The 23896-nt window shown below is 47.9% G+C and carries 15 protein-coding genes, 1 other RNA gene and 1 pseudogene; 15 read left to right on the top strand and 2 right to left on the bottom strand.

The genetic code is table 11. The features are described 5' to 3' along the window. The first annotated feature begins 17 nt into the window (after positions 1-17). The 7 genes from uca (at position 18) to urtE (ending at position 10698) form a co-directional block, all read left to right on the top strand. Positions 18-3638, top strand: coding sequence for an urea carboxylase (uca, locus tag D0B88_RS08755; protein WP_151056591.1), 3621 nt, complete (start codon positions 18-20; stop codon positions 3636-3638). Between the two features lie 118 nt (positions 3639-3756). Beyond that, positions 3757-4479, top strand: a complete 723-nt coding sequence (locus D0B88_RS08750; RefSeq protein ID WP_151056589.1) for a GntR family transcriptional regulator — start codon at positions 3757-3759, stop codon at positions 4477-4479. A 216-nt stretch (positions 4480-4695) separates the two neighbouring features. After that, the gene (gene urtA, locus D0B88_RS08745) at positions 4696-5994 is read left to right on the top strand and encodes an urea ABC transporter substrate-binding protein (RefSeq protein WP_151056587.1); all 1299 of its coding nucleotides are present in this window, start codon (positions 4696-4698) and stop codon (positions 5992-5994) included. Between the two features lie 143 nt (positions 5995-6137). Then, the gene (urtB, locus tag D0B88_RS08740; RefSeq protein WP_225318606.1) at positions 6138-7817 is read left to right on the top strand and encodes an urea ABC transporter permease subunit UrtB; all 1680 of its coding nucleotides are present in this window, start codon (positions 6138-6140) and stop codon (positions 7815-7817) included. Positions 7818-7977: 160 nt separating this feature from the next. Beyond that, complete coding sequence (gene urtC, locus D0B88_RS08735; protein ID WP_007644327.1) at positions 7978-9144, top strand: urea ABC transporter permease subunit UrtC; 1167 nt, start codon at positions 7978-7980, stop codon at positions 9142-9144. After that, positions 9144-9956: an urea ABC transporter ATP-binding protein UrtD gene (gene urtD / locus D0B88_RS08730; RefSeq protein WP_007644328.1), complete on the top strand. Its 813-nt coding sequence runs from the start codon at positions 9144-9146 to the stop codon at positions 9954-9956. The genes urtC and urtD overlap by 1 nt, the downstream gene beginning before the upstream one ends. Continuing rightward, complete coding sequence (gene urtE, locus D0B88_RS08725; protein WP_225318605.1) at positions 9946-10698, top strand: urea ABC transporter ATP-binding subunit UrtE; 753 nt, start codon at positions 9946-9948, stop codon at positions 10696-10698. The genes urtD and urtE overlap by 11 nt, the downstream gene beginning before the upstream one ends. Before the next feature lie 70 nt (positions 10699-10768). On the opposite strand, the gene D0B88_RS08720 is transcribed toward urtE, so the two are convergent. Continuing rightward, on the bottom strand, positions 10769-13738 hold the full coding sequence (locus D0B88_RS08720) for a hypothetical protein (protein WP_151056585.1): 2970 nt from the start codon (positions 13736-13738) through the stop codon (positions 10769-10771). Between the two features lie 355 nt (positions 13739-14093). On the opposite strand from D0B88_RS08720, the gene D0B88_RS08715 reads away from it, so the two are divergent. From D0B88_RS08715 to D0B88_RS08695, 5 genes are all read left to right on the top strand, one after another. After that, complete coding sequence (locus tag D0B88_RS08715; protein WP_151056583.1) at positions 14094-15596, top strand: MFS transporter; 1503 nt, start codon at positions 14094-14096, stop codon at positions 15594-15596. Between the two features lie 38 nt (positions 15597-15634). Beyond that, positions 15635-16651 (top strand): glycoside hydrolase family 43 protein, encoded by a 1017-nt coding sequence (locus D0B88_RS08710; protein WP_151056581.1) that lies wholly within the window; start codon positions 15635-15637, stop codon positions 16649-16651. 80 nt (positions 16652-16731) lie between these two features. Further along, positions 16732-17086, top strand: a transfer-messenger RNA (tmRNA) gene (gene ssrA, locus D0B88_RS08705). 608 nt (positions 17087-17694) lie between these two features. Next, positions 17695-18006, top strand: coding sequence for a helix-turn-helix domain-containing protein (locus D0B88_RS08700; protein ID WP_151056579.1), 312 nt, complete (start codon positions 17695-17697; stop codon positions 18004-18006). After that, entirely contained in the window at positions 17981-18928 is a 948-nt protein-coding gene (locus D0B88_RS08695; RefSeq protein WP_151056577.1) for a reverse transcriptase family protein, read from the top strand. The genes D0B88_RS08700 and D0B88_RS08695 overlap by 26 nt, the downstream gene beginning before the upstream one ends. Here D0B88_RS08695 and D0B88_RS08690 read toward each other — a convergent pair. Then, a complete protein-coding gene (locus D0B88_RS08690) occupies positions 18921-19295 on the bottom strand; it encodes a tyrosine-type recombinase/integrase (RefSeq protein ID WP_225318604.1) in 375 nt (124 codons plus the stop codon). The two genes, D0B88_RS08695 and D0B88_RS08690, sit on opposite strands and share 8 nt — an antisense overlap. Before the next feature lie 200 nt (positions 19296-19495). Between D0B88_RS08690 and D0B88_RS08685 the strand changes: the two are divergent. From D0B88_RS08685 to D0B88_RS08670, 3 genes and pseudogenes are all read left to right on the top strand, one after another. Further along, a pseudogene (locus tag D0B88_RS08685) lies at positions 19496-19741 on the top strand (type II toxin-antitoxin system HigA family antitoxin); the annotation flags it as partial. 196 nt (positions 19742-19937) lie between these two features. Further along, entirely contained in the window at positions 19938-21605 is a 1668-nt protein-coding gene (locus D0B88_RS08675) for a VRR-NUC domain-containing protein (RefSeq protein ID WP_151056575.1), read from the top strand. After that, on the top strand, positions 21589-23874 hold the full coding sequence (locus D0B88_RS08670) for an ATP-dependent DNA helicase (RefSeq protein WP_151056573.1): 2286 nt from the start codon (positions 21589-21591) through the stop codon (positions 23872-23874). The genes D0B88_RS08675 and D0B88_RS08670 overlap by 17 nt, the downstream gene beginning before the upstream one ends. Positions 23875-23896: the final 22 nt, after the last annotated feature.

Raw genomic sequence — 23896 nt, 5'->3', positions numbered from 1 at the left:
AACGCCGGAGAAGAATTATGTTGAAGACCGTACTTATCGCTAACCGTGGAGAAATCGCGGTACGCATTGCCAAAACGCTGAAAAAAATGGGCATCGAATCGGTTGCTGTTTATTCCGATGCAGACCGCAACTCCGCGCACGTCACTGCCTGCGATAAAGCGATATGCCTTGGTGGTAATACGGCGGCAGAAAGTTATTTGAAATCCGATTTAATTCTCGCTGCCGCTAAAGCAACCGGTGCCCAGGCGATTATTCCCGGTTATGGTTTTCTCTCTGAGAACGCAAAATTTTGTGAGCAGTGCGAAGCCGAAGGTATCGCATTTTGCGGCCCCACTCCCGCACAAATTCGCGAATTTGGTTTAAAGCACACCTCGCGTGAAATTGCTGAAAAAGCTGGTGTACCGCTCACACCAGGAACTGGCTTATTGGACTCGATTGACGAAGCGGTTGCATCTGCTGCACAACTTGGTTATCCGGTGATGTTAAAAAGCACCGCCGGTGGTGGTGGTATAGGTTTAACGCGCTGCAATAACGAAGCTGAATTAATCGCCGCTTATGAAAGCGTAAAACGTTTAGGGCAAAACTTTTTCAGCGATAGCGGTGTATTCCTCGAACGCTTCGTGGATAACGCACGTCACGTAGAAGTGCAAATTTTTGGTGATGGTAAGGGCAATGTACTTGCACTGGGCGAGCGCGATTGCTCATTGCAACGCCGCAACCAAAAAGTGGTTGAAGAAACTCCTGCGCCCAATTTACCTGCTGCCACGCGCGATAAATTATTGGCCGCATCCAAAAGTTTGGGCGAAGCTGTTAACTATCGCTCTGCAGGCACCATTGAATATATTTACGACGCCGCGCGCGATGCATTTTACTTTTTGGAGGTAAACACCCGCTTGCAAGTTGAACACCCAATTACTGAAGCTTGTACCGGTGTCGATTTGGTTGAGTGGATGATCCTCACCGCTGCCGGTACTCCGCCAAAACTGGATGTCGAAATTAATCCGAAAGGCGCCGCTATTGAAGTGCGCTTGTACGCAGAAGATCCGGTGCGCGATTTCCAACCCTCACCCGGCGTGTTAACGGATGTGGTGTTTTCTGAATCGGCACGTATCGATACCTGGGTTTCAACCGGCACCGAAGTATCGCCCTATTACGATCCGATGATCGCCAAAATTATTGTGTACGGTAAAGATCGCGCCGATGCGATCAGCAAAATGAAAACCGCACTTAATGAAACTCGCGCCGCAGGTATTGCCACCAATTTGGATTACTTGCGCCAAATTATCGCAACCGATTTTTTTGCCAGTGGCGATGTGGCGACCAATAAATTAGCCAGCTTTGAATACCAAGCCCCCGTTGTCGAGGTTTTGCAACCTGGTACTTACACCAGCGTGCAAGACTATCCCGGCCGTGTTGGTTTGTGGAGCATTGGTGTTCCGCCGTCAGGTCCAATGGATGATTACGCATTTCGTTTGGCCAACCGTATTGTCGGCAACCACGAAAGCGCTGCTGCACTCGAATACACTATCATCGGGCCGAAATTAAAATTCCATCGCGATGCAATTATTGCGCTCACCGGCGCAACATCGCCTGCAAAAATTGATGGCGAATTAATTCCTTTCTGGCAACCGGTTGCCATTAAAGCCGGACAAATTCTGGAAGTGGGCAAAGCCGAGCAAGGCTGCCGTGGTTACCTCGCCGTACGCAACGGTTTTGATGTGCCAGTTTATTTAGGTAGCCGCTCCACCTTTGCGCTCGGCCAATTTGGTGGTCACGCAGGTCGTACACTGCGCGCGACCGATATGTTGCCAATTAGTAATCCAGCGATTGCTGCTTGCACTACGCCCGCACCAACCTATGAAGCTGCCGCAGCACCCGTTGAATTAATTCCAAGCTATCCAAATGAATGGGAAATTGGTGTGCTTTACGGCCCACACGGCGCGCCCGATTTTTTCACGGAAGATGCGATTGATATGTTTTTTTCAACCGCATGGGAAGTTCACTACAACTCCAACCGTTTAGGCATTCGTTTGAATGGCCCCAAGCCTACATGGACACGCAGCGACGGCGGTGAAGCCGGTCTGCACCCATCCAATATTCACGATACTGAATATGCTGTTGGCTCAATTAACTTCACTGGCGACATGCCGGTAATCCTCACCAAAGACGGCCCCAGCCTTGGTGGATTTGTTTGCCCGGTAACAATCGTCAAAGCAGAGTTGTGGAAAGTTGGCCAAGTAAAACCCGGCGATAAAATTCGTTTTAAACGTTTGAGCTTCAACGCTGCACTCGCGCTGGAATTATCTACCGACCGTGCCATTGAAAACCTGAGTGCACAACCAGAAGTTTTGCTCGCACCGATTCTGAAACCGGAAAACACCATTTCCGATTGTATAGTCGCCGCATTACCACCCGAAGGCAGCCGCCCACTGGTGAGCTATCGTCAAGCAGGCGACAAATATATTCTGCTTGAATACGGCGATAACATTCTTGAATTAAGTTTGCGTCTGCGTGTGTATGCGTTGATGGAAGCATTAAAGGCATCGCCCATTAATGGCGTGATCGAATTATCACCCGGTGTGCGCTCGCTGCAAATTAATTACGATAGCCGCGTGATTCACCAACAGCAATTAATCGATAAGCTACTGGTGATTGAAGAAACGCTCGGTAACGCGCGCGATATTAAAGTGCCCAGTCGTATCGTGTATATGCCGATGGCTTTTGAAGATTCGGCAACGCTGGATGCAGTAGCGCGCTATCGCCAATCCGTGCGCGACACAGCCCCTTGGTTGCCAAGCAATACTGAATTTATGCGGCGCATTAATGGCCTGGATTCCATCGAACAAGTTAAACAAACGTTGTTTGATGCAAGTTACATGGTGCTAGGTTTGGGCGATGTTTATCTCGGCGCTCCCTGTGCAGTTCCGGTTGATCCGCGTCACCGCCTGCTCACTTCCAAATACAATCCGGCGCGCACTTACACTGCAGAAGGCACTGTCGGCATCGGCGGCGTATATATGTGTATTTACGGCATGGATTCTCCCGGAGGCTACCAACTGGTTGGTCGTACGCTGCCCATCTGGAATAAATTTCTCAAAAATCCAATCTTTAAAGATGGCGAACCATGGCTGCTGAAATTCTTTGACCGTGTGCGCTATTACGAAGTGACTGAAGAAGAATTAACGGCACAACGCGAAGCATTCCGCGAAGGCCGTTTAAGCCTGCGAATTGAAGAAGATTATTTTAGCCTCGCAGAACACGAACAATTCCTGCAAGACAATGCAGCCAGCATTGCTGAATTTAAAACCAAACAACAAGCCGCCTTCACCCAAGAAGTTGCGCTCTGGCAAGCCGATGAAGAAAAACAAGTGGATGCGGCACTGCAAGCAAAAGTATCAACTGGCCCAATTGAAGTGGATGGGCATGCCGTCACCGCCGACATTAGCGGCAACATTTGGAAACTGTTAGTTGAACCCGGCCAAATGGTAGAAGTCGACCAACCGCTGTTAATTGTTGAAGCCATGAAAATGGAGTTTTCGGTGTATGCCGATCGCGCCGCAAAAATCACTGCAATTCATTGTGAGCCGGGAAAACAAGTAAATGCGGGTGATTTGTTGTTGGTGCTCGAGACGGATTAAGTTAAGCAGGGACGTAGGTTGGAAGAGCGCAGCGCCTTCCGACAATTTTCGAGAACAATATATATGTCGGAAGGCGTTACGCTTACCTGCGCGGCTCGTTCCAACCTACGGTGAAAAAATGAAATTAATCAAAACCGACAAAACCAAAAAGAAAACCGATGAACCGCGCACCAATTTAACGGAGCGGATTTATCAAATTATCAAAGACGATATCTTTTCTTTTCGCTTGGTTCCCGGCGATCGTTTCAGCGAAAACGAAATTGCCGAACGTGTTGCTGCCAGTCGCACCCCCGTGCGCGAAGCACTCGCACGTTTGCAGCGCGAAGGGTATGTGGATGTTTCGTTTCGCAGTGGCTGGAAGGTCAACCCGTTTGATTTCAAAAAATTTGAGCAGCTCTACGACGTGCGCATTATTTTGGAGTTAGCCGCCATCAAAAAACTATGTGAAATGGAAACCGCGCCCGATCTGGAAGATGTAAAACGTATTTGGCTGGTAAAACCGGAAGACCGCTTAAAAGACGGCCCAACCGTTTGCGGTTTGGATGAACGCTTTCACGAACAATTGATTGAGGCCACGGGCAATATGGAAATGGCACGAATTCACCATGAAATTACCGAGCGGCTGCGCATTATTCGCCGCATTGATTTCACCCAGCGCAATCGTATTGAAGCCACTTACGACGAACACGCCAAAATTCTGCGCACCATTATTGAACGCCGCGCAGAAGACGCAAAAAACTATTTAAAAACACACATTGAAGCAAGCAAGGCCGAGGTTAGAAAAATCACCTTGCATATGTTGTACGAAGCGCAGCAACAACATCCGGCGGATTCAGAATAAATATTCGTTAGCAATACCTATTTCACATTAGAGCAGCAACCGGTTGATGCCTGAAGCACATGAACCGGATCATGGAAGAAAATTTTGCCGCCCAATATAAGCGTTATGCATAAGGCGTTACCGGAAAAATTGCATTCACTGGGTAGTTTTCAAGAAACAATGAATGCGCATAGTTAAAAACCACTGAGTCATTAAAACCATCTAGGAGATAGACCCATGAAGCTGAAGAAGATAGCAAAACATGTCGGGGCACTCGGTATCGCCTGCGGCTTAACCATCGCCTCATTCAGTGCAGCAGCTGCCGAAACGATTAAGGTCGGCGTACTGCACTCACTCTCTGGCACCATGGCCATTTCAGAAACCACACTGAAAGACACCATGCTGATGTTGATAGAAGAACAAAACAAAAAAGGTGGTTTGCTCGGTAAACAGCTGGAGGCAGTTGTGGTTGACCCAGCATCCAACTGGCCACTGTTTGCCGAAAAAACCCGCGAGCTGTTAACTAAAGATAAAGTGGCCGCTATTTTCGGTTGCTGGACATCGGTATCACGCAAATCAGTATTACCAGTTATTGAAGAATTGAACGGTGTGTTGTTTTATCCCGTGCAATATGAAGGTGAAGAATCTTCACGTAACGTTTTCTACACCGGTGCTGCACCAAACCAACAAGCTATTCCCGCAGTTGATTATTTAATGAATGACATGGAAGTAAAACGCTGGGTACTGGCGGGTACTGACTATGTTTACCCACGTACCACCAACAAAATTCTTGAAGCGTATTTGATGTCCAAAGGCGTTGCCAAAGAAGACATCATGATCAACTACACACCATTTGGTCATTCTGATTGGCAAAACATTGTGTCCGATATCAAACGCTTCGGCTCAGCGGGCAAAAAGACTGCAGTAGTTTCTACCATCAACGGCGATGCTAACGTGCCTTTCTACCGTGAACTGGGCAACCAAAAAGTAACCGCTGAAGACATTCCTGTAATTGCCTTCTCTGTTGGTGAAGAAGAGCTTTCCGGTATCGACACCAAACCGCTGGTTGGTCACTTAGCTGCATGGAACTACTTCATGAGCGAAGAAAATCCTGCTAACGAAGCCTTTATCAAACAATGGAAAGCCTTCATTAAAAATGACAAACGCGTAACCAACGACCCAATGGAAGCACACTACATTGGTTTCAACATGTGGGTTAAAGCGGTTGAGAAAGCAGGCACTACCGACACTGACAAAGTGGTTGACGCAATCATCGGTGTAGAAGCACCTAACTTGACTGGCGGCATCAGCAAAATGTTGCCCAACCACCACATCACCAAGCCTGTATTGATTGGCGAAATTCAAGAAGATGGCCAATTCCTTACCGTTTCACAAACCGACGGTTTGGTTCCTGGCGATGCATGGTCTGACTTCCTTGATGGTTCAAAAGATTTGGAATCCGACTGGATTAAATTGAAGTGTGGCAACTACAACACCAAAACCAAAAAATGTTTGGGTGCAGCTGCCGCGCAATAATTGTTTAACTTGATCGATTGATCTGCAGGGTATGGTGGAGCGCAAGTTCCACCACACCCTGAGCACAAAACCCTAAGCACCACACCAAAAATTAAAAAAGATTTACCTACTTATTTATATTTTGTTTTAACAGAGACAAGACTATGCGAAACCTACTCAAGCCGTTGGGAAGATGGCCGCTGCAATTGTTGATAATTTTATCCTTCTGCATTCCAACAACAGTGTTTTCGCAAGACGCTGAACCTACAACAACTGATACCACCCTCGTTAACACAACGGTTGCAGCAGATACGGTACAAGTTACATTCGACACCTTGGTTAAAGACTTAACCCAAGGCAGCCTGCCCAAACGCGCCCAAACCGCAAAAAAACTCGCCCAACTTGACGACAGCCGCGTTGCCGGCATCATTGCTGCACTGCAGCAGGGCTTGCTTTACGCCACCAAATCCAGCGATCCGCTAGTGGCAATTGCCGATAAATCTGGCAACTTTATCAATGCATTAAGCGGCGAAAAAATTACCGCCGATACCAGCACACTTAAACGTGTGCCAATTAACAACACCATGCGCAGCCAGCTACGCACTGTCTTGGCTGCATTGAATTTAAACGATAAAAATCCCACTATTCGTCTGGATGCGGTGAATCGCATGATTGCTGATGGTGTTGATGCAGACATTATTGCACTACTAGAAACCCGTCAAAAAACCGAACCGGATGACGATGTGCGCACCGCCATTGCCGCCGCGGTTGCCTTAATGAATTTACAAAGCAGCGAACAACAAGTTCGTTTGGATGCAATAAAAATTTTACGCGGCAGCTTACAACAAGAAGTACGCACCGCGTTGTTAGAGATTGCCACCAACGACAGCGATGAGAAAGTAAAACAACAGGCACAATTTGCATTGGATTCAATTGAAGACCGTATTGCCGCTTTTCGTTTTGCTGAAAACGTATTTTTCGGTTTGAGTTTAGGTTCGGTATTGCTGCTCTCCGCAATTGGCCTCGCCATTACCTTTGGTGTTATGGGTGTTATTAATATGGCGCACGGCGAGTTGATGATGATCGGCGCTTATGTGACTTGGGTTGTGCAACAACTATTTCCTAATCAAATTGCCTACAGCTTAATGATCGCAATTCCTGCCGCGTTTATTGTTGCCGGTTTGGTGGGCATCGCCATTGAGCGCGGTGTCATACGCTTTTTATACGGTCGCCCGTTGGAAACTCTGCTTGCCACTTTTGGTATAAGTTTAATTTTGCAGCAAGCTGCACGCAGTATTTTTTCACCCTTGAATCGCGCCGTGGAATTACCGGAATGGATGAGCGGTTCGCTGGTGATTAATCCGGTGCTCTCTATTACTTACAACCGGTTATATATTTTTATCTTCGGTTTGATTGTATTTTTTGCGCTGCTCGCCATTCTCAAAAAAACCTCACTCGGTTTAAAAGTTCGCGCCGTGTCGCAAAACCGCGCTATGGCACGTGCGGTTGGTGTGCGCGCAAGCTGGGTGGACGCCATGACTTTCGGACTAGGTTCCGGCATTGCAGGAATCGCCGGTGTGGCACTCTCGCAACTCACCAACGTCGGCCCTAACCTTGGCCAAGCCTACATTATCGATTCATTTATGGTGGTGGTATTTGGCGGCGTAGGAAATTTGTGGGGCACGCTGGTTGGCGCCATGGGCTTGGGCATTATCAATAAATTTTTAGAACCCTACGCTGGTGCAGTGCTCGCCAAGGTTTTGGTATTGGTGTTGTTGATTTTGTTTATACAAAAACGACCGAAGGGAATTTTCCCGCAGAAAGGTCGCGCAGCGGCGGATTGATTTAACCCCCACCCGACCTCCCCCTTAAAAATGGGGAGGAGTGACCCCCTTTTAGCCGTTCCCTTTTTTATTCAAGGGAGCAGAGCAAGCCCCTCCCCTTTTGAAGGGGGAGGTTAGGAGGGGTTGAGTTTTTTCGGAAAAAATTTAAAAGAGAGAATTTATGTTAACCCAACGTTTATTACTCAGTGATCGCGGCGGCATGATTGTGCTGGGCCTGGTATTGCTGGCCATGGTGCTGGTACCGATTTGCAATATTCTCGTGCCGGAAACTTCATCGCTGCATGTCTCCACCTTTATGGTGACGCTGCTCGGTAAATTTTTATGTTATGCCTTGCTCGCATTGGCGGTGGATTTAATCTGGGGCTACTGCGGCATTCTGTCGCTCGGCCACGGCGCATTTTTTGCGCTTGGCGGTTATGCCATGGGTATGTATTTAATGCGGCAGATAGGCCCGCGCGGTCAATACGGTGACCCCTTGCTGCCCGATTTTATGGTGTTTTTAAACTGGCAAGAATTGCCGTGGTACTGGCAGGGTTTTGATATGTTTTGGTTTGCGATGTTAATGGTAATTGCAATCCCGGGCCTGCTGGCATTTGTATTTGGTTGGCTGGCATTTCGTTCGCGTGTGACCGGTGTGTATTTTTCCATTATCACCCAGGCACTGACCTATGCACTGATGCTGGCGTTCTTCCGCAATGAAATGGGCTTTGGTGGCAACAATGGTCTCACCGATTTTAAAGATATTCTCGGATTTCCCATCGCTGCCAACGGCACCCGTATTTCGCTGTTTTTAGCTTCAGGTTTTATGTTGATTTTTGCCTACATCGCCTGCCGCTATATTGTGACGTCGCGTATGGGGAAAATTATTGTCTCTATTCGCGATGCCGAAAGTCGCACGCGCTTTTGTGGTTATAAGGTTGAATCCTACAAGCTGTGGTTATTTGTATTTTCCGCGATGCTCGCGGGTATTGCTGGTGCACTTTATGTACCACAAGTGGGCATTATCAACCCCGGTGAATTCTCACCGCTCAATTCCATTGAATTAGTGGTGTGGGTTGCCACCGGCGGGCGCGGCACCTTGTTTGGTGCAATTGTGGGTGCATTCACCGTCAACTACGGCAAAACTATCTTTACTTCTTATTCACCAGAGACTTGGTTATTTGCATTAGGCGCATTGTTTGTAATTGTGACGCTGATATTGCCCAAGGGTTTAGTAGGTTTATTTAGCCGTTTCAAAAAAGCACCAGTGAAAACCGACAATGAGAATGTAAAAGTAGATGTCGACAAAAAAGCCGAATCTACCACTGCGACCAAGGAGTCTGTGTAATGAATATTTTTTCACAAGCCCGTCGCACCCTCGGCCAAAGCGACCCCAACTTTGGCGCTCCACTGGACACCACTCACGGTACGATTTTGTATGTAGAAGGCATTACTGTGAGCTTCGATGGTTTTCGTGCACTGAACAATTTAAACCTTTACATCGATGAAGGTGAATTGCGCTGCATTATCGGCCCCAACGGTGCGGGCAAAACCACCATGATGGATGTGATCACCGGCAAAACCAAACCCGATGCCGGCAGTGTGTATTTTGGCCAGCAAATTAATTTGCTGGAGTTGTCCGAACACCAAATTGCCCGCGGTGGTATAGGTCGTAAATTTCAAAAGCCGACCATTTTTGAAGCACTGAGTGTGTACGAAAATTTGGAGCTGGCCACCGCCGCCGACAAACGTGTGTGGTGGACACTGAGCCAACAATTAAACTCCGCACAAAAATACCGTATTGATGAAGTGTTGTTACAAATAGGTTTGGCCGAACACCGCTACAAAAACGCAGGTGCACTATCCCACGGGCAAAAACAGTGGCTGGAAATTGGCATGTTGTTAATGCAAAGCCCGCGGGTGTTGTTGGTCGATGAACCCGTCGCCGGTATGACGGGCGAAGAGACTGAAAAAACCGCTGAATTATTATTATCGCTCGCGGGTAAACACTCGGTGATTGTAGTGGAGCACGACATGAAATTTGTACGCTCCATCGCACGCAAAGTCACTGTATTACACCAAGGCTCGGTGCTCACCGAAGGCACTATGGATCAGGTACAAAATGATCCGAAAGTAATTGAAGTCTACCTTGGCGAATAACACAGCGCGAAAAGAAAACGGCGAATTGCATCAGGACAACCAAATCATGTTGGAAATAAAAAACATCAACCAGTACTACGGCCAAAGCCATATTTTGTGGGATTTGTCGCTCAACCTGAAACAAGGCACCTGTGGCTGTTTGATCGGGCGCAACGGTGTAGGTAAAACCACCCTGCTTAAATGCATTACCGGTTTACTGCCGGTACGTGATGGCATCATCAGCCTCAACGGTTATGACATCAATAAACTCTCCACTGAAAATCGCGCACGTGGCGGTATAGGTTTTGTGCCGCAAGGGCGCGAAATTTTTCCGCTACTAACCGTGGAAGAGAATTTAAAAATTTCGCTCGGCGCACGCAAAGATAAAGCGCGTTTTATTCCCGGGTTGATTTATGAATTATTCCCGGTGCTTAAAGAAATGAAACATCGCCGTGGCGGGGATTTATCGGGTGGTCAGCAGCAACAGCTAGCAATAGGGAGGGCATTGGTGCTCGACCCCAAATTATTAATTCTGGACGAACCGACCGAAGGCATTCAGCCCAACGTTGTGCGTGATATTGGTGAAGTGATTCGCAAGCTCAATCGCGAACTTGGGTTAACTGTATTACTCGTCGAGCAAAAACTCCCCTTCGCCCGCCGTGTTGCCGATGACTTTTTTATTATGGAAAAAGGCAGCGTAGTCGCCACCGGCCCTATCGCCAACTTGAATGATGATTTGGTGCAGCGGTATTTGAGTGTGTAAAAATGCATGAGGATTGCTAAAAATAGTGTTTGAAAAAAAGGCCGCGGATTAACGCGGCCTTTTTTGTTTATCAGGGTATTGCCGGCACACTAAAGATTCGCAATAGCAGCTGGGTTGAATCGCTATAACTGAGCGCACTGACACGCTGGTTATCGCCCGAGAGCACCAAGCCACGATCCAGCAAATAGCGATAGCCATTTTCAGTCGAAGAGCTGTAGTTGCCCAGATTCTGCCCGGTCACTGTGTTGTACACAAAAATATCCTGCGCATCATAGTAGGCACCTGCACCGCCTACCAAAACTCCATTCCAACCACAAACAACAGAATTGGGGTAGGCAGTAGCTGGCAAGACTTGCTCCAGGGTTTGACTCACAATGCCGACGCCCGAGAACTCATAAGGCGCACCACTTGCGGTGTACACACGTGAACCTGCCGCATCCACACAAGCCTGTCCGGCACGCCCTTGGGCGTAGGAAACCGAGGATTTAACAGTGGCTGTTAACGTGCCGTTGCCGCCTCCCAGAGCTGAATAAAAATATTCCATCAGGGAACCATCGTAACCCGCGACCCAATTGGGGTTTTGGTTGGTAGATATGCTGTAGAAATAGGAGTCGTCCCCCCCTTCTACCGCCACTTGCTCGCCTGTGGTCAGATCAAAAATGCGCGTACCGGCCACAAACAAGAGCGGGCGACCATTGGGACGGAAATAACCGGGCATAAGCACTGTATGGAGCGAAGACCATTCGGACGGCACCACCCTAAAGCTGTTTACCGTGTCGCCAGTGTCCGCGTATAACTCCACCACTTTCAAGTTCACCGGATCGTGCACGTAAAGCTTTGTACCATCCTGGCTAATCGCCATGCTGCCAATCGAGCCTACTGCCGGCATATAACTGTGTACCAACGCGCCACTGAACTGGTTGTAAATATTGATTTGACTGCCCAAACCTACATATACCCAAGGCTCAACGGGGTTCGCGACCAACCCAAAACGGCCTATGCCGGCGATAGCATCGGAAACGCTAAAAGTAGATGCCAGATTAATATTGGCATCGGCGGGATCAGCGTCCAATACCGTTAAACCAACGCGAATCACCTCTTCATTTTCCACGTTACTATCACTCGAACTTACCCTCACTTCGGCAATATGAGTACCAACAGCAAGAGCCGTTTCATCTGCAGTGAGCACCAGATCTTCACTCGTCAGCCCCGAGCCAGTCACGGTCAACCAAGGCTGATTAGAAACCGCTACCCAGGGAACATCATCGCGCCCAATGGAGCTGTTGATTTTGAGTGTACGAGTTAGTACGGAACGGGATGGTGCGGCGGTAAAGGCAACCCCGAGATTGCTCGCCACCAAACGGTTGGCCTCTTTATTGAAGGTGACCGCTACAGTGCGGGTTAACACCTGGTCGCCAACTTCAACCCGCAGTGCAAGGTTGGCGGCATGGGTACCAGAAATCAGGGAGGCAAGTGGCGTCAGGTTAAGGTTTACACCAGCGCCGGTCACTATGCCGCTATTGTTCACAGTGCCGGGGCCGGAACCTGAACTGATTGTCAGCCAATCCCCATTCGCCTCGGTTTGGGCACTCACCGAGTAATCATAGCCATTGACCCCGGTATTAATCGCAAAGCCCAGGTTAGCCTTGGCGATGCCCAAGCCGTCGCTGCCACCCAGCAACAGGTTCTCGCTGGTAACTGTCAAAGTTGGGGCTGCCACTACCAAGGTCAGATTGAGGGTGACCTGGTTTAGCGGATTCAAATAATCCTCCAAGCGCAGCTCGGCCGGATAGGTCCCGACGGGCAAACCACTGGCGTTTATCTGCAATTGCAAGCTGCCCGAACCGGTTCCCACCACATTGCTGGTCGTCAGCCAATGCACATTGCTAATGGATGTCCACTGGGCGTGATCTCCAGCGGTGAAAGGTAACTCCAAGCTGCGCTGCAAATTATCTGAGCCATAGACAATGGGGTTAGCCTGCAGGTCTTGCGCACGCGTCATGGCCAATTCAGAAAACTGGATAGGCGCCTCCACAATGATTTTCATAGTGTGGTGGTCAATGTTAGAAAAGTCGTTTTTATCGACCAGGGTAACGCGCCCGGTGTAAGTCCCCTCGGACAACCATAAAGGGTTAAGGCGATACTCAATATTGCCACTACCGCTGCCTTCCGCGTTGTAAATAGATACGCCCGGAATATCGGTAGAAGCCATCCAATTGGTTTGCGGATCACCGCTAAACGGGAGCTCTGCCCGGTAATCCGAACCCGAAAGGCCAGCCACAAAAATAAGCTCATCAGGTGCCGCCGAAAATACCAGCGGTGCAACCACGGTCAGGTTGTATTGCAAACTTGCGCTATTGGTTGCATTGCCGTTTTCAGCAAGTTGCACAGTACCGGTGTAGTTACCGGGCGTTAGGTCGCGAGTATCAACCCCTAGCATCAACTGGCCGCCTCCAGTACCCGTAGGATTGGAGATCACCAACCAGGGAACCGATGAGGTCGCTGTCCACGCAGCTGTGCTTTTTCCAGCAAACCAAATATCGGCAAACTGGTCACCCACTGGTTTGCCCGCGACGGCGTAGCGCGTTAGAGTTGCTTGCGAAAACACAAAATTTTCTGTCACCGACAGCGTTACATTTACCACGCGTTTCTGCAGTGGTTTTTCATTTTTGTCGCCGGTCGCGATAGTAAAATTAGCTGAGTAATTACCGGCCGCCATACCCCACGAACTGGCGGAGATATCAAGCGTGTATTGACTGCCACTTCCCGCCAATGACATCGACAACCAAGGCACTTCCGACTGCCCTTCATCGAAACCTGCAACCACATAGGTCACATCACTACCAGTGACATTTATTTGAATTGTTTGACTTAAAAACTCGCCCGACCGCTGACTGTACGAAAGACTGGACTTATCGAGCGTAAAGGCACCTTTTGCTGTACCGCCACCGGATCCTCCACCCCCGCCACCGCCTCCACCACCGCACGCGGTTAACACCAATACTGCCACTGACAGTATTACCATCTTGATTGTCGTCATCGTATCTACCTGAATTTATTGTTGCCGTTATTATTAGTTCCCTATCTCCTCTCAAGCGATTAACTACCCTTCGGTAGCAATTGGATCTAACCTGAGTAAAAGATTGCCCAGGCAAATGATTCATGCGCCAAGGCTCGCGCATCATATCGATTGATTGTGCAAAAAAGCTACGGAGACAAAGGCCGCCCTGAAATATATTTTCGTCCACTCTGCCAACGCCGTTAACGGCTGGAAAATCTTTACAAATCCAGACTCAACACCTTATACGCTCATTGACTATAAGAGGTATTTAAGGGATGCTATGGCGACAAGTACACAAGTTTTACCAAACCACCAATAACAAGATGAGATCACCATGACTCAAGCAATTGCTCAGGCTGCTCCCACGGCCGCTGCACACAAACTTTCCGTTGTTGAAAAAGTCGGTTACAGCCTCGGCGACCTGGCTGCCAACCTGATTTTCCAAACCCTGGTGACCTTTCTCGCCTTCTTCTATACCGATGTTTATGGTATTTCTGCTGGCAAAGCCGCGATGATCATGGCCGCAGGCGGTTTATTTGGTGCCTTCTTCACCCCGGTGATGGGCATCATTGCTGACCGTACCAATACCCGCTGGGGCAAATTCCGCCCCTGGCTGCTCTGGACCTCCGTGCCCTTTGGCGCCCTTGCACTGCTGGCCTTTAGCACGCCGGACTTTGATGAAAACGGTAAGGTCATCTACGCCTTTGCCACCTACATTTTGCTGCTGGTGATCTACGCCGCGAACAACCTGCCCTACTCGGCGCTGAGCGGTGTGCTCACCGGCAATATGGCCGAGCGCAACAGTTTGTCGGCTTACCGCTTTGTCGCAGTGATGGTGGCACAATTTATTATTCAAGTATTGCTCTTGCCGCTGGTATTGATTCTGGGCGACGGCGATAAAGCCGTGGGCTTCCATAACACTATGCTGGTGTTCTCCATTACCGGTACGATTTTCTTTTTGATCGCTTTTATCACCACCAAAGAGCGCATCCTACCGGTAGTAGAAGCGCGCAATAGCATCGCGCAGGACTTATCCGACCTGTTTAAAAATATCCCCTGGATCATCATGCTACTGGTGACCATTCTGGTGTTTGTCACGCTCGCCCTCAAAGGCGGCATGTACATTTTCTACTTTGAAAATTATTTAAGCGAAGCGCACCTCGCACAATTTTTGGATGACATTGGCTTCAATAATTTTATCGCCGGATTAAATGCTTTATTAACAGGCATGGGCCTGTCGGAATTCCAATGGCCGAAAGATGCGCCCACCTCCACCTTCAGTTTATTTAACGGCTGCGGCATCATCATGATGATTATCGGTATTGGTTTCTCCAAAAACCTCGCCGACAAATTTGGCAAACGCAATGTGTTTGCCGCTGCGCTGTTTGTATCTACCCTGTTTGTATTTGCATTTAATTTTTATGCTGCCGACAGCATCGGGATTGTATTTATTTCGCAAATTCTGCACGGCTTTTTCTACGGCATCACCATCCCACTGCTGTGGGCGATGATTGCCGACGTAGCGGACTATTCCGAATGGAAAAATAACCGCCGCGCTACCGCTATTATTTTCTCCGCGATGATTCTCGGCTTAAAACTGGGCTTGACCATTGGCGGCTCACTGGGCGCCACACTGCTCGCCTACTATGGCTACGACGCCGCGCTGGATGTACAAAACGCGGAAACCATAGAAGGCATTAAAACGGCTGTGAGCGTATTTGCATCGCTGCCCTTCTTTATTGCCGTGGGTTGCATGTTCTTCTATGCAATTAATAAAACCCTGGAATCGCAAATTGAAGCCGACCTGAACGCACGACGTCAGGCCGCTGGAAGATAATTATTTTCAACTTGATATGAAGAGAAAGAGAGAATTGTATGGCTGAAGAATATTTAGCACCCGAAGTCGTCGCGGACTACAAAGCGCGCGCCATTTCCCAACCACTGGTTGAACACATCTACACCGCCGATCCATCGGCTCATGTGTTTAATGGCAAACTTTATATTTATCCATCGCACGATATTGAAGCGGGCATTCCGTTTAACGACAACGGCGATCATTTTGGCATGGAGGATTACCACGTAATCTCTCTGGATTCACCCGAAGGCCCCGCCGTCGATAATGGCGTTGCACTGCATGTAAAAGATGTCCCTTGGGCAACTCGCCAAATGTGGGCGCCGGACGCCGCGCATAAAAATGGCAAATATTATTTGTATTTCCCGGCAAAACGCGCGGACGATATTTTCCAAATCGGCGTCGCAGTAAGCGATTCACCTACCGGCCCATTCACCGCCGAACCCGAAGCAATGAACGGCAGTTATTCCATCGACCCGGCCGTGTTCGAAGACGACGATGGTAGCTACTACATGTACTTCGGTGGCATTTGGGGCGGCCAGTTGCAGAATTATCGCAACAACCAATACGACGCACAGCGCGGTGAGCCCGCCGACCACGAACCAGCCCTCGGCCCCATCATCGCGCGCCTCAGCGACGACATGAAAGAATTCGCCGAAACCCCACGGGAAATTCAAATCCTCGATGAAAACGGCAAACCGCTGCTCGCGGGCGACCACGACCGTCGCTTCTTTGAAGCCTCCTGGGTACACAAGCACAACGGCCTGTATTACTTCTCCTTCTCCACCGGCAACACCCACTTTTTGTGCTACGCCACGGGGGATAATCCCTACGGCCCCTTCACCTATCGCGGGCAGATCCTCACCCCGGTAGTGGGTTGGACGACTCACCACTCCGTCTGCAAATATCAGGATCAGTGGTACCTTTTTTATCACGACTCGGTCTTATCAAAAGGCATTACCCACTTGAGATCCATCAAGATGGCCCCACTTACTCATAAGGCGGATGGCAGTATTGAAACAATTGATCCCTACCGTTAAGCGGGGATTAGGAGTAGAATGCCGCCACTCGCTGCTTGACGTGGGACGTTCGCAAGAACAACCCTTCAGGTTAAGCGATTGGGGTCGATTTGGATTCGACGCTGGTAACAAAGCCCAAGGTGCATGTCGTGATGACAGCCAATCACGTTAATCCAAAGCTGTACTTGAATAGTCGCAAACGACGATTCTTACGCTTTAGCAGCTTAATCGCTGCTAACGGTCTGTAACAAGGTGCCAGTACCGCGTTAGAGCCCGTCATACAGAACTGGATCGCAGCAAAGTAAGCCTGGTGCGGCGCTGCTAAAACTCTACAGGATCGCGCTTTTCGTCCTGCCTGTTGGGCTGATAAGCGTTAAATTAATAAACGGACCTAAACATGTAGAGCCGAGGATGGAGTGCTGGCGGACGGGGGTTCAAATCCCCCCGGCTCCACCACATAACGAACCCCAACATATTGATTATGTTGGGGTTTTTTATTGAATGCTCTTTCAAAAGTTTTTTTGTGCCTACATTCTGCCCACATGCGGCATCAGATTTGTTCGCAAATAGCGAACTTTTCATTGACAGAAAACTCCCCCTAATCTACCTTAGTTTCATGGTCAGTAAAGGAGAGAAAATTTCGCCATCGCCTGAGTTTGATGTATTGGAACTCGCGGAGAGCTTGCTCTCTACCAATTACCCGCCCAAGCAGCGTTAGGCCTTATACGCTTATCCAGCATGGCAGCGAGTACACACCCGTAGGGGCGAATCCCTACGGGTGGAAAACAAGGGGTTTATGTTGATCACTCTCCACCTTTAATTAGGCGAAGCTACTAGGCAATTCCGCAGAGTAGTAATTAAAGGTAACGCGTATGAATAGTACTTCTGATCAAGATCAACAGGCACCCGGAGATAGCTCCGAGAAGAAAAAGAGAAAGAACCTAAAGTGGAAACTTATCAAGTGGGCAATACTCTTTGGTAAGTTGGTATGGAGGGTAATCCAATTTTTTTCCGACGAGGAGTGAACACTCTAGGTGTTCCCCTTGCTTTTTTTGAGGTTAAAAATGATTAATAAAGCGCTGAAAGTAATAAGACAATTTCATAAAGTCAAGCAAGCTGAACTTGCTGAACAGTTGGATATATCAAAATCTTATCTATCTGAAATTGAATCAGGAAAAAAACCAGTATCTTTTGATCTACTCGAAAGATATTCAAAAATTTTTGAAATACCGGTTTCATCATTGGTATTCTTTTCTGAAAATATCGATAAAGAAGGAAAGACAGCTAAAAAATTTAGACTAGCTGTTACCGATAAAATTTTGACCGTAATGGAATGGCTATCCGACAAAGATGAAAATAAAACACAGCAAGCTTAAAATAATTAGAAAAGGAAAATCATACGCCCTAAAAGATTCGTCGTTATACAAAATAACATCAAAGAAAAAACTTCTCTCAATCTTATCCCAAGCCTCTGTTACCATCAGTGACTTAACAAAGGCAATCGGGGATTACTCTATTTTTATAGATAACAAAAATCCACTTAAACCCAGAACAATTGAAAAACCAAATAAAAACCTGGACATTTACCAATCCAGAATTGCTAGCCTTCTTTGCAGAATAGAATCTCCTGATTTCATACATTCAGGAACAAAAAGACGATCGCATGTCACGAACGCAAAGATTCATTTAGCAAACGAAAACACTTTCACAACAGATATAAAATCATTTTTCCCTTCAACACCAATTGAAAAAGTGTTTTCTTTTTTCTATGGCGTCATGAAATGCGAACCTGACGTTGCCGACCTTCTTGCCAAACTTTGCACATGCAATGGTCACATCCCGACAGGAAGCAGAATAAGTATGCCTATGTCTTTCTGGGCGAATGAGAAGATGTTTAGGGAGCTACAAAACTTATCCATTCAACATAATGTCACAATGACGCTCTATGTGGATGACATTACTTTTACTGGAAGCAATGTGAATAAAATTTTTGTCAATACAGTTAAAAAAATAATTACTCGACACGGACACATTATGCACCCTAAAAAGTCAATTCTTTATCCAAAGGGAAGCGTAAAAGTAATTACAGGGGTAGTTATAAGAAATGGGACAGCACTCGCAAAAAACGAACAACACAAAAATTTATATCAGGACATTGAACTTCTCAAAGGATTTAGCGGAAAGCTAAGCCCTCCCGAAAAATTAATTGATAGAACACTGGGCAGAATCAATTCACTTTCTGTTATTGAAAGCAGATATAAAGATAAAGCTAGATCATTATGGAGCTTGATCAAATAAAAGAAATTGGATTTTTAACCAATGCGGAAGCCAAATGATCCGACGATAAATGAGCATATCTCATTGTCATGTTTATAGTTGAATGCCCCAATATTTTCTGAAGCGATAGAATATCACCGCCATTCATCACGAAGTGGCTAGCAAAGGAATGACGAAGCACATGCGCTGACTGTCCTTTGGGCAATTCAATTTTTGCAACCCTAAGCGCCCTACCAAAAGCATTAATAGAATTAGAAAAACAGCCATACTTTTTAAGGTGCTGGCTTACTTCGGCAAATAGCTCAGGCGACACAGGGATAGAGCGATTTTTTCTACTCTTGGTTTTTGTGAAGGTCAATTTTCCATCTTGTAGTTTATCAAGAGTCACCCCTCTACCTCACCCCATCGTGCCCCTGTAGCAAGACTGATTTTGGTTATCAATTTAACATGCGGATTCAAGGAAAATTTATCCATTGTTTCAAGCAGCATTTTTATTTACTCTACAGTTAGCCAAGACAGCTCCCTTTCGTCCAGCTTAATCATTTTCACACCATCCAGCGGATTGCTGTAATCAATCTCACCAAAACGATGAACATCAAACCGATAAAAACTGATGCCGATTATCGCGCGGCGTTAAAAGAAATTGAGAGCCTAATGATGGCAGAGCTTGATTCGCCCGAAGGCGAAAAGCTGGGAGTGCTGGTTACGCTGATAGAAGCCTACGAAGCAAAATACTTTCCCATGGATCTACATGATCCAGTCGAAGCAATTAAATTCGAAATGGAACGCAAAGGTTTAACTGTAAAGAATCTGGAGCCGATGATTCGCAAGAGTTGACTCTGCGCCGTTTATTGAGTTTATGCCACAGATGATTCTGAACACGATTGAATCATCTAGCCATTTACCTACCCCCCAAGTCACCCCTCAAGTCAGCGAATTGCTTAATCTGCTTAAATACGAGATGAGTCGCGGCGATTTACAAGCAGCTTCAAGAAGGTTGTATAGTTAGACTTTTTGAATGCGATAGGTGATGAATACGTTGGTGATTGCAACCCCTGAGCTAGCCCCTGATTACTACCTGAAGAATTTCCGCTTTTTGCTGGATTGGGTAGAGGAGCGTTATGCGGATTTGCTAAATGACGATGAGCGATATTTTATTGCAGCATTTAAGCAGCTCGAACCTGATGCGCAGTGCTTGCTGGTGCGTTTGTCCAGCCGTAAAGGCCCGCTGTTTCGGCGGGATAAACTGCGTTATAGCGAAATCGCCTCAATTGATATTGCTGCACAGCAACTGATTAATGCGGGGCTGTTACATGGCGATACTCACCTTGACCTGCAAACCTTGGTAGCGGCGCTTACCAAACCGGAATTGTTGATGCTGTTCAGTGAGCACTTGCCGGGTTTGAAGCAAGCGCGTAAGGAGGTATTGGTAACTAGCCTCGCTACCACATTTACTACATCGCGCAGCTGGCAGGAGTGGACTCAGAACCAATTTGGCGCAGCGTGGTATTTGGATAACCAAACCATTATTCGCAACTTGCTGTTGTTATTCTTCGGCAATTCCTATCAGGATCTCACCGAGTTCGTGCTGCAGGATCTGGGATTATTTCGCTACGAGAATTACACCATTGATCACCAGCACCGCGTATTTAAGAGCCGCGAAGAGTTGGAGCAATATCAACACCTCGTTACCCTGCGTGAACAACTAGAGTGCGATTGCTCACCCGATATACTTAGGGAACTGGCGACACAATTACCACCTCAGACTTCCAATGAAAGATTGCAGCGTCGCCGCGCAAAATTGTGCAACAAACTTGCCTATGCATTGGAGCGAACCAATGAACATGGTCTTGCGTTACAACTTTATGAACAGAGCCACTTGCCACCCGCACGGGAGCGGCGCATTCGATTGCTGGAAAAACAACACCGGTATGCGGAGGCTTGGACGCTGCTTGGTCAACTATTAGAACAACCCTTGGACGAGCAGGAGCTGCAGGTTGCACAGCGTATGGCGCCACGGATTGCCAAGAAGTTGGGGGCTGCAATAAACAAACAATTACCGGTGGCGATTTGCACCCAACACTGTGAATTGCCGAGAATGGAAAATGAACAGGGCACTGCCCTGCGAGTTGAGGAAGTGGTGCGCTTATCGCTGGACTCCGCAAATTCACCTTGCGTCTACGCCGAAAATGCGTTGCTCGGTGCGCTGTTTGGCTTGTGGCTGTGGCCGGAAATGTTTCGCGGTATTGAAGGTGCGTTTGCCAACCCTTTTCAAGCGGCACCGCTGGATTTGTATCAAGAAAATTTTGTGTCTAGTCGCCCCGGTATTCAGGCACTGTGGGAATCTCTGGAAAGCGATCACTATCGCCATGCGCTTCGCCAAACCTGGCAAGACAAACAAGGCATCGCCAATCATTTTGTGCAATGGCCATTTATCACCCGCGATTTACTTGATATGGCGCTGCACACAATTCCTGCAACGCATTTAAAACTTATCTTCGAACGGCTGCTGTTTGATATCAAAAATAATCGCAGCGGTTTACCGGACCTTATCCAATTTTTTCCCGAACAACAGACCTATCGTATGATTGAAGTGAAAGGCCCCGGCGATCGCATTCAGGACAATCAGCAGCGCTGGTTGGAATACTTTGCTCAACACCAAATCCCCGCTGAAGTCTGTTATGTCCGCTGGAAATAAACCCAAGGCCGTTGCTATTCGCACCCTGGTCGAGTTTGCCGCAAAACGCGGCAGCCTTGATCGCCGCTTTACACCTGCACCAAGCGGGCAAGAGGGAATCGAGGGGCACCAGAAAGTCACTGCCAGACGCGCGAATGACTATCAAACAGAAGTCGGTTTAAGCATCACCTATGGCGACATTACCTTTCGCGGTCGCGCCGATGGTTATGATCCGACGCGGCATTGCATTGAAGAAATAAAAACTTTTTATGGTGATGTAGAACGAATTCCCGAGAATCACCGTGAGTTACATTGGGCGCAGGCAAAATGTTATGGCTGGCTCTACTGCGCCCAGCATGAGTGCGACGAGATCAACCTCTCGCTGATTTATTTTGAACTTGCCGATGAGCTGGAATATCCGCTGGAGCAAACCTGGAGCGCAGAAGAACTCAAAGATTATTTTGAGCAACTCGCGCAGCAGTATTGTGCGTGGCACCAACAACTCAGCGCGCGCCAACAACAACTTCACCAATGGTTGGAACAACTTCAATTTCCCTATGGCACTATGCATGCCGCGCAACGGGTAATGGCAGAAGCTGTGTATAAAGCGGCCGCTACCGGCCGTGTAGTGATGGCGGAAGCGCCCACCGGTACGGGTAAAACACTCGCCGCACTTTTTCCCACCTTAAAAGCCATGCCACGTACACCGGTTGATAAAATTTTTTATCTCACTGCAAAAACGACCGGCAAACAATTAGCGTTAGAAAATATCGAATTAATCGCCAGCGATAAAACAAACCCCGCTCCGCTGCGCAGTTTGGAACTGACTGCACAGGAAAAGGCCTGCCTGGAACCCGATAAAAAATGTCGCGGCGATTCATGCCAATATGCGCTGGATTTTTACACCAAATTATCCAGCGCGCGACAGGCTGCGTTTGCGATTCCCATATTGGATAAACACGCGCTCAATCAGCTTGCGCAAGAATTCACTATTTGCCCTTTTTACCTGGGCATGGAAATGGCACGCTGGGTAGATGTTGTTGTCGCCGATGTGAATTATTATTTTGATGGCACGCCGCTGCTGCTCGGACTCACCCTTGAATTTGATTGGAAGCCCTGCCTGCTGGTGGATGAAAGCCATAACCTCATAGAGCGCGGGCGCGGCATGTATACCGCCGAATTAAATCGGGCGGATTTACGCAATGCAAAAAAATCCGCGCCCGCACCGATCAAAAAGGCCTTGGAAAAAATAAACAAGGCGTGGTTGGTGCTAATAAAAAGCCTTCCTGCAACAACCAATACCTATATACGCTTGGATCTACTACCCGAAAAGCTTGGGCTGGCATTGGAGGAGTTTACCACTCGCTATATTGAATTTTTGCAGCAGAATCCTGATCACCCGATACAAGAAGGCATAACACAAGAATTATTCTTTGCAGCGCTGAATTATCTGCGCACTATTGATATCTTCGATGAAGATTTCTGTATCGACCTGCAAGCGGTAGGCAGCAAAGATGAAATTCTTACACTGAGAAACCTCATTCCCGCAAAACAATTAGCGGCGCGACTTAACACCGCGCATTGCGCCTGTTTTTTCTCCGCAACCTTGCACCCGGCACGTTATTATCAAGCGCTATTAGGTTTACCCGAGGACAGCGTACACATTAAAGTGCCCTCTCCTTTCAATAGCCAACAGCTCGCTGTCAATATTGCTACCAAGCTGTCGACGCGCTACAAAGACCGCGTGGCGGCTATTAATCCACTCTGCGATATTGTTATTCAGCAGCTGCAAAATGTTCCCGGCAATGCGCTGGTATTCTTCTCCAGCTATGAGTTCCTGCAACAAGCCGAAACGCAACTGCGCAAACACCTGACAACAACAAATATTCAGCTGGTAGTGCAATCGCGTCGCATGAGCGAGCAAGATCGGGAAACGTTTATCGCCCAATTTAATCAGCAGGATAATTTACTGGGGCTAGCCGTTTTAGGGGGGGCATTCAGCGAAGGCGTTGATCTGGCAGGCAATGCACTTAAAGGCGCGTTTATCGCGACGCTGGGCCTGCCGCAAGTGAATCCCATCAATGAATACCTGCGCCAGGTGATGAACGACAAGTTCGGTCAAGGCTACGATTTTACCTACACCTACCCGGGCATTCAGAAAGTCATTCAAGCCGCCGGGCGAGTAATTCGCACCACATCCGATGAAGGTTATGTGTGGTTATTGGATCAGCGCTTTGAACAACCCCAGATAAAAAATTTGCTACCGGAGTGGTGGCTGTATTCTACTTAGCACAACCCGTTGTTGATTTTTT

It is taken from the genome of Cellvibrio sp. KY-YJ-3 (assembly GCF_008806955.1).
Classification (GTDB): Bacteria; Pseudomonadota; Gammaproteobacteria; order Pseudomonadales; family Cellvibrionaceae; genus Cellvibrio.
This window is presented reverse-complemented; position numbering and strand designations above follow the sequence as displayed.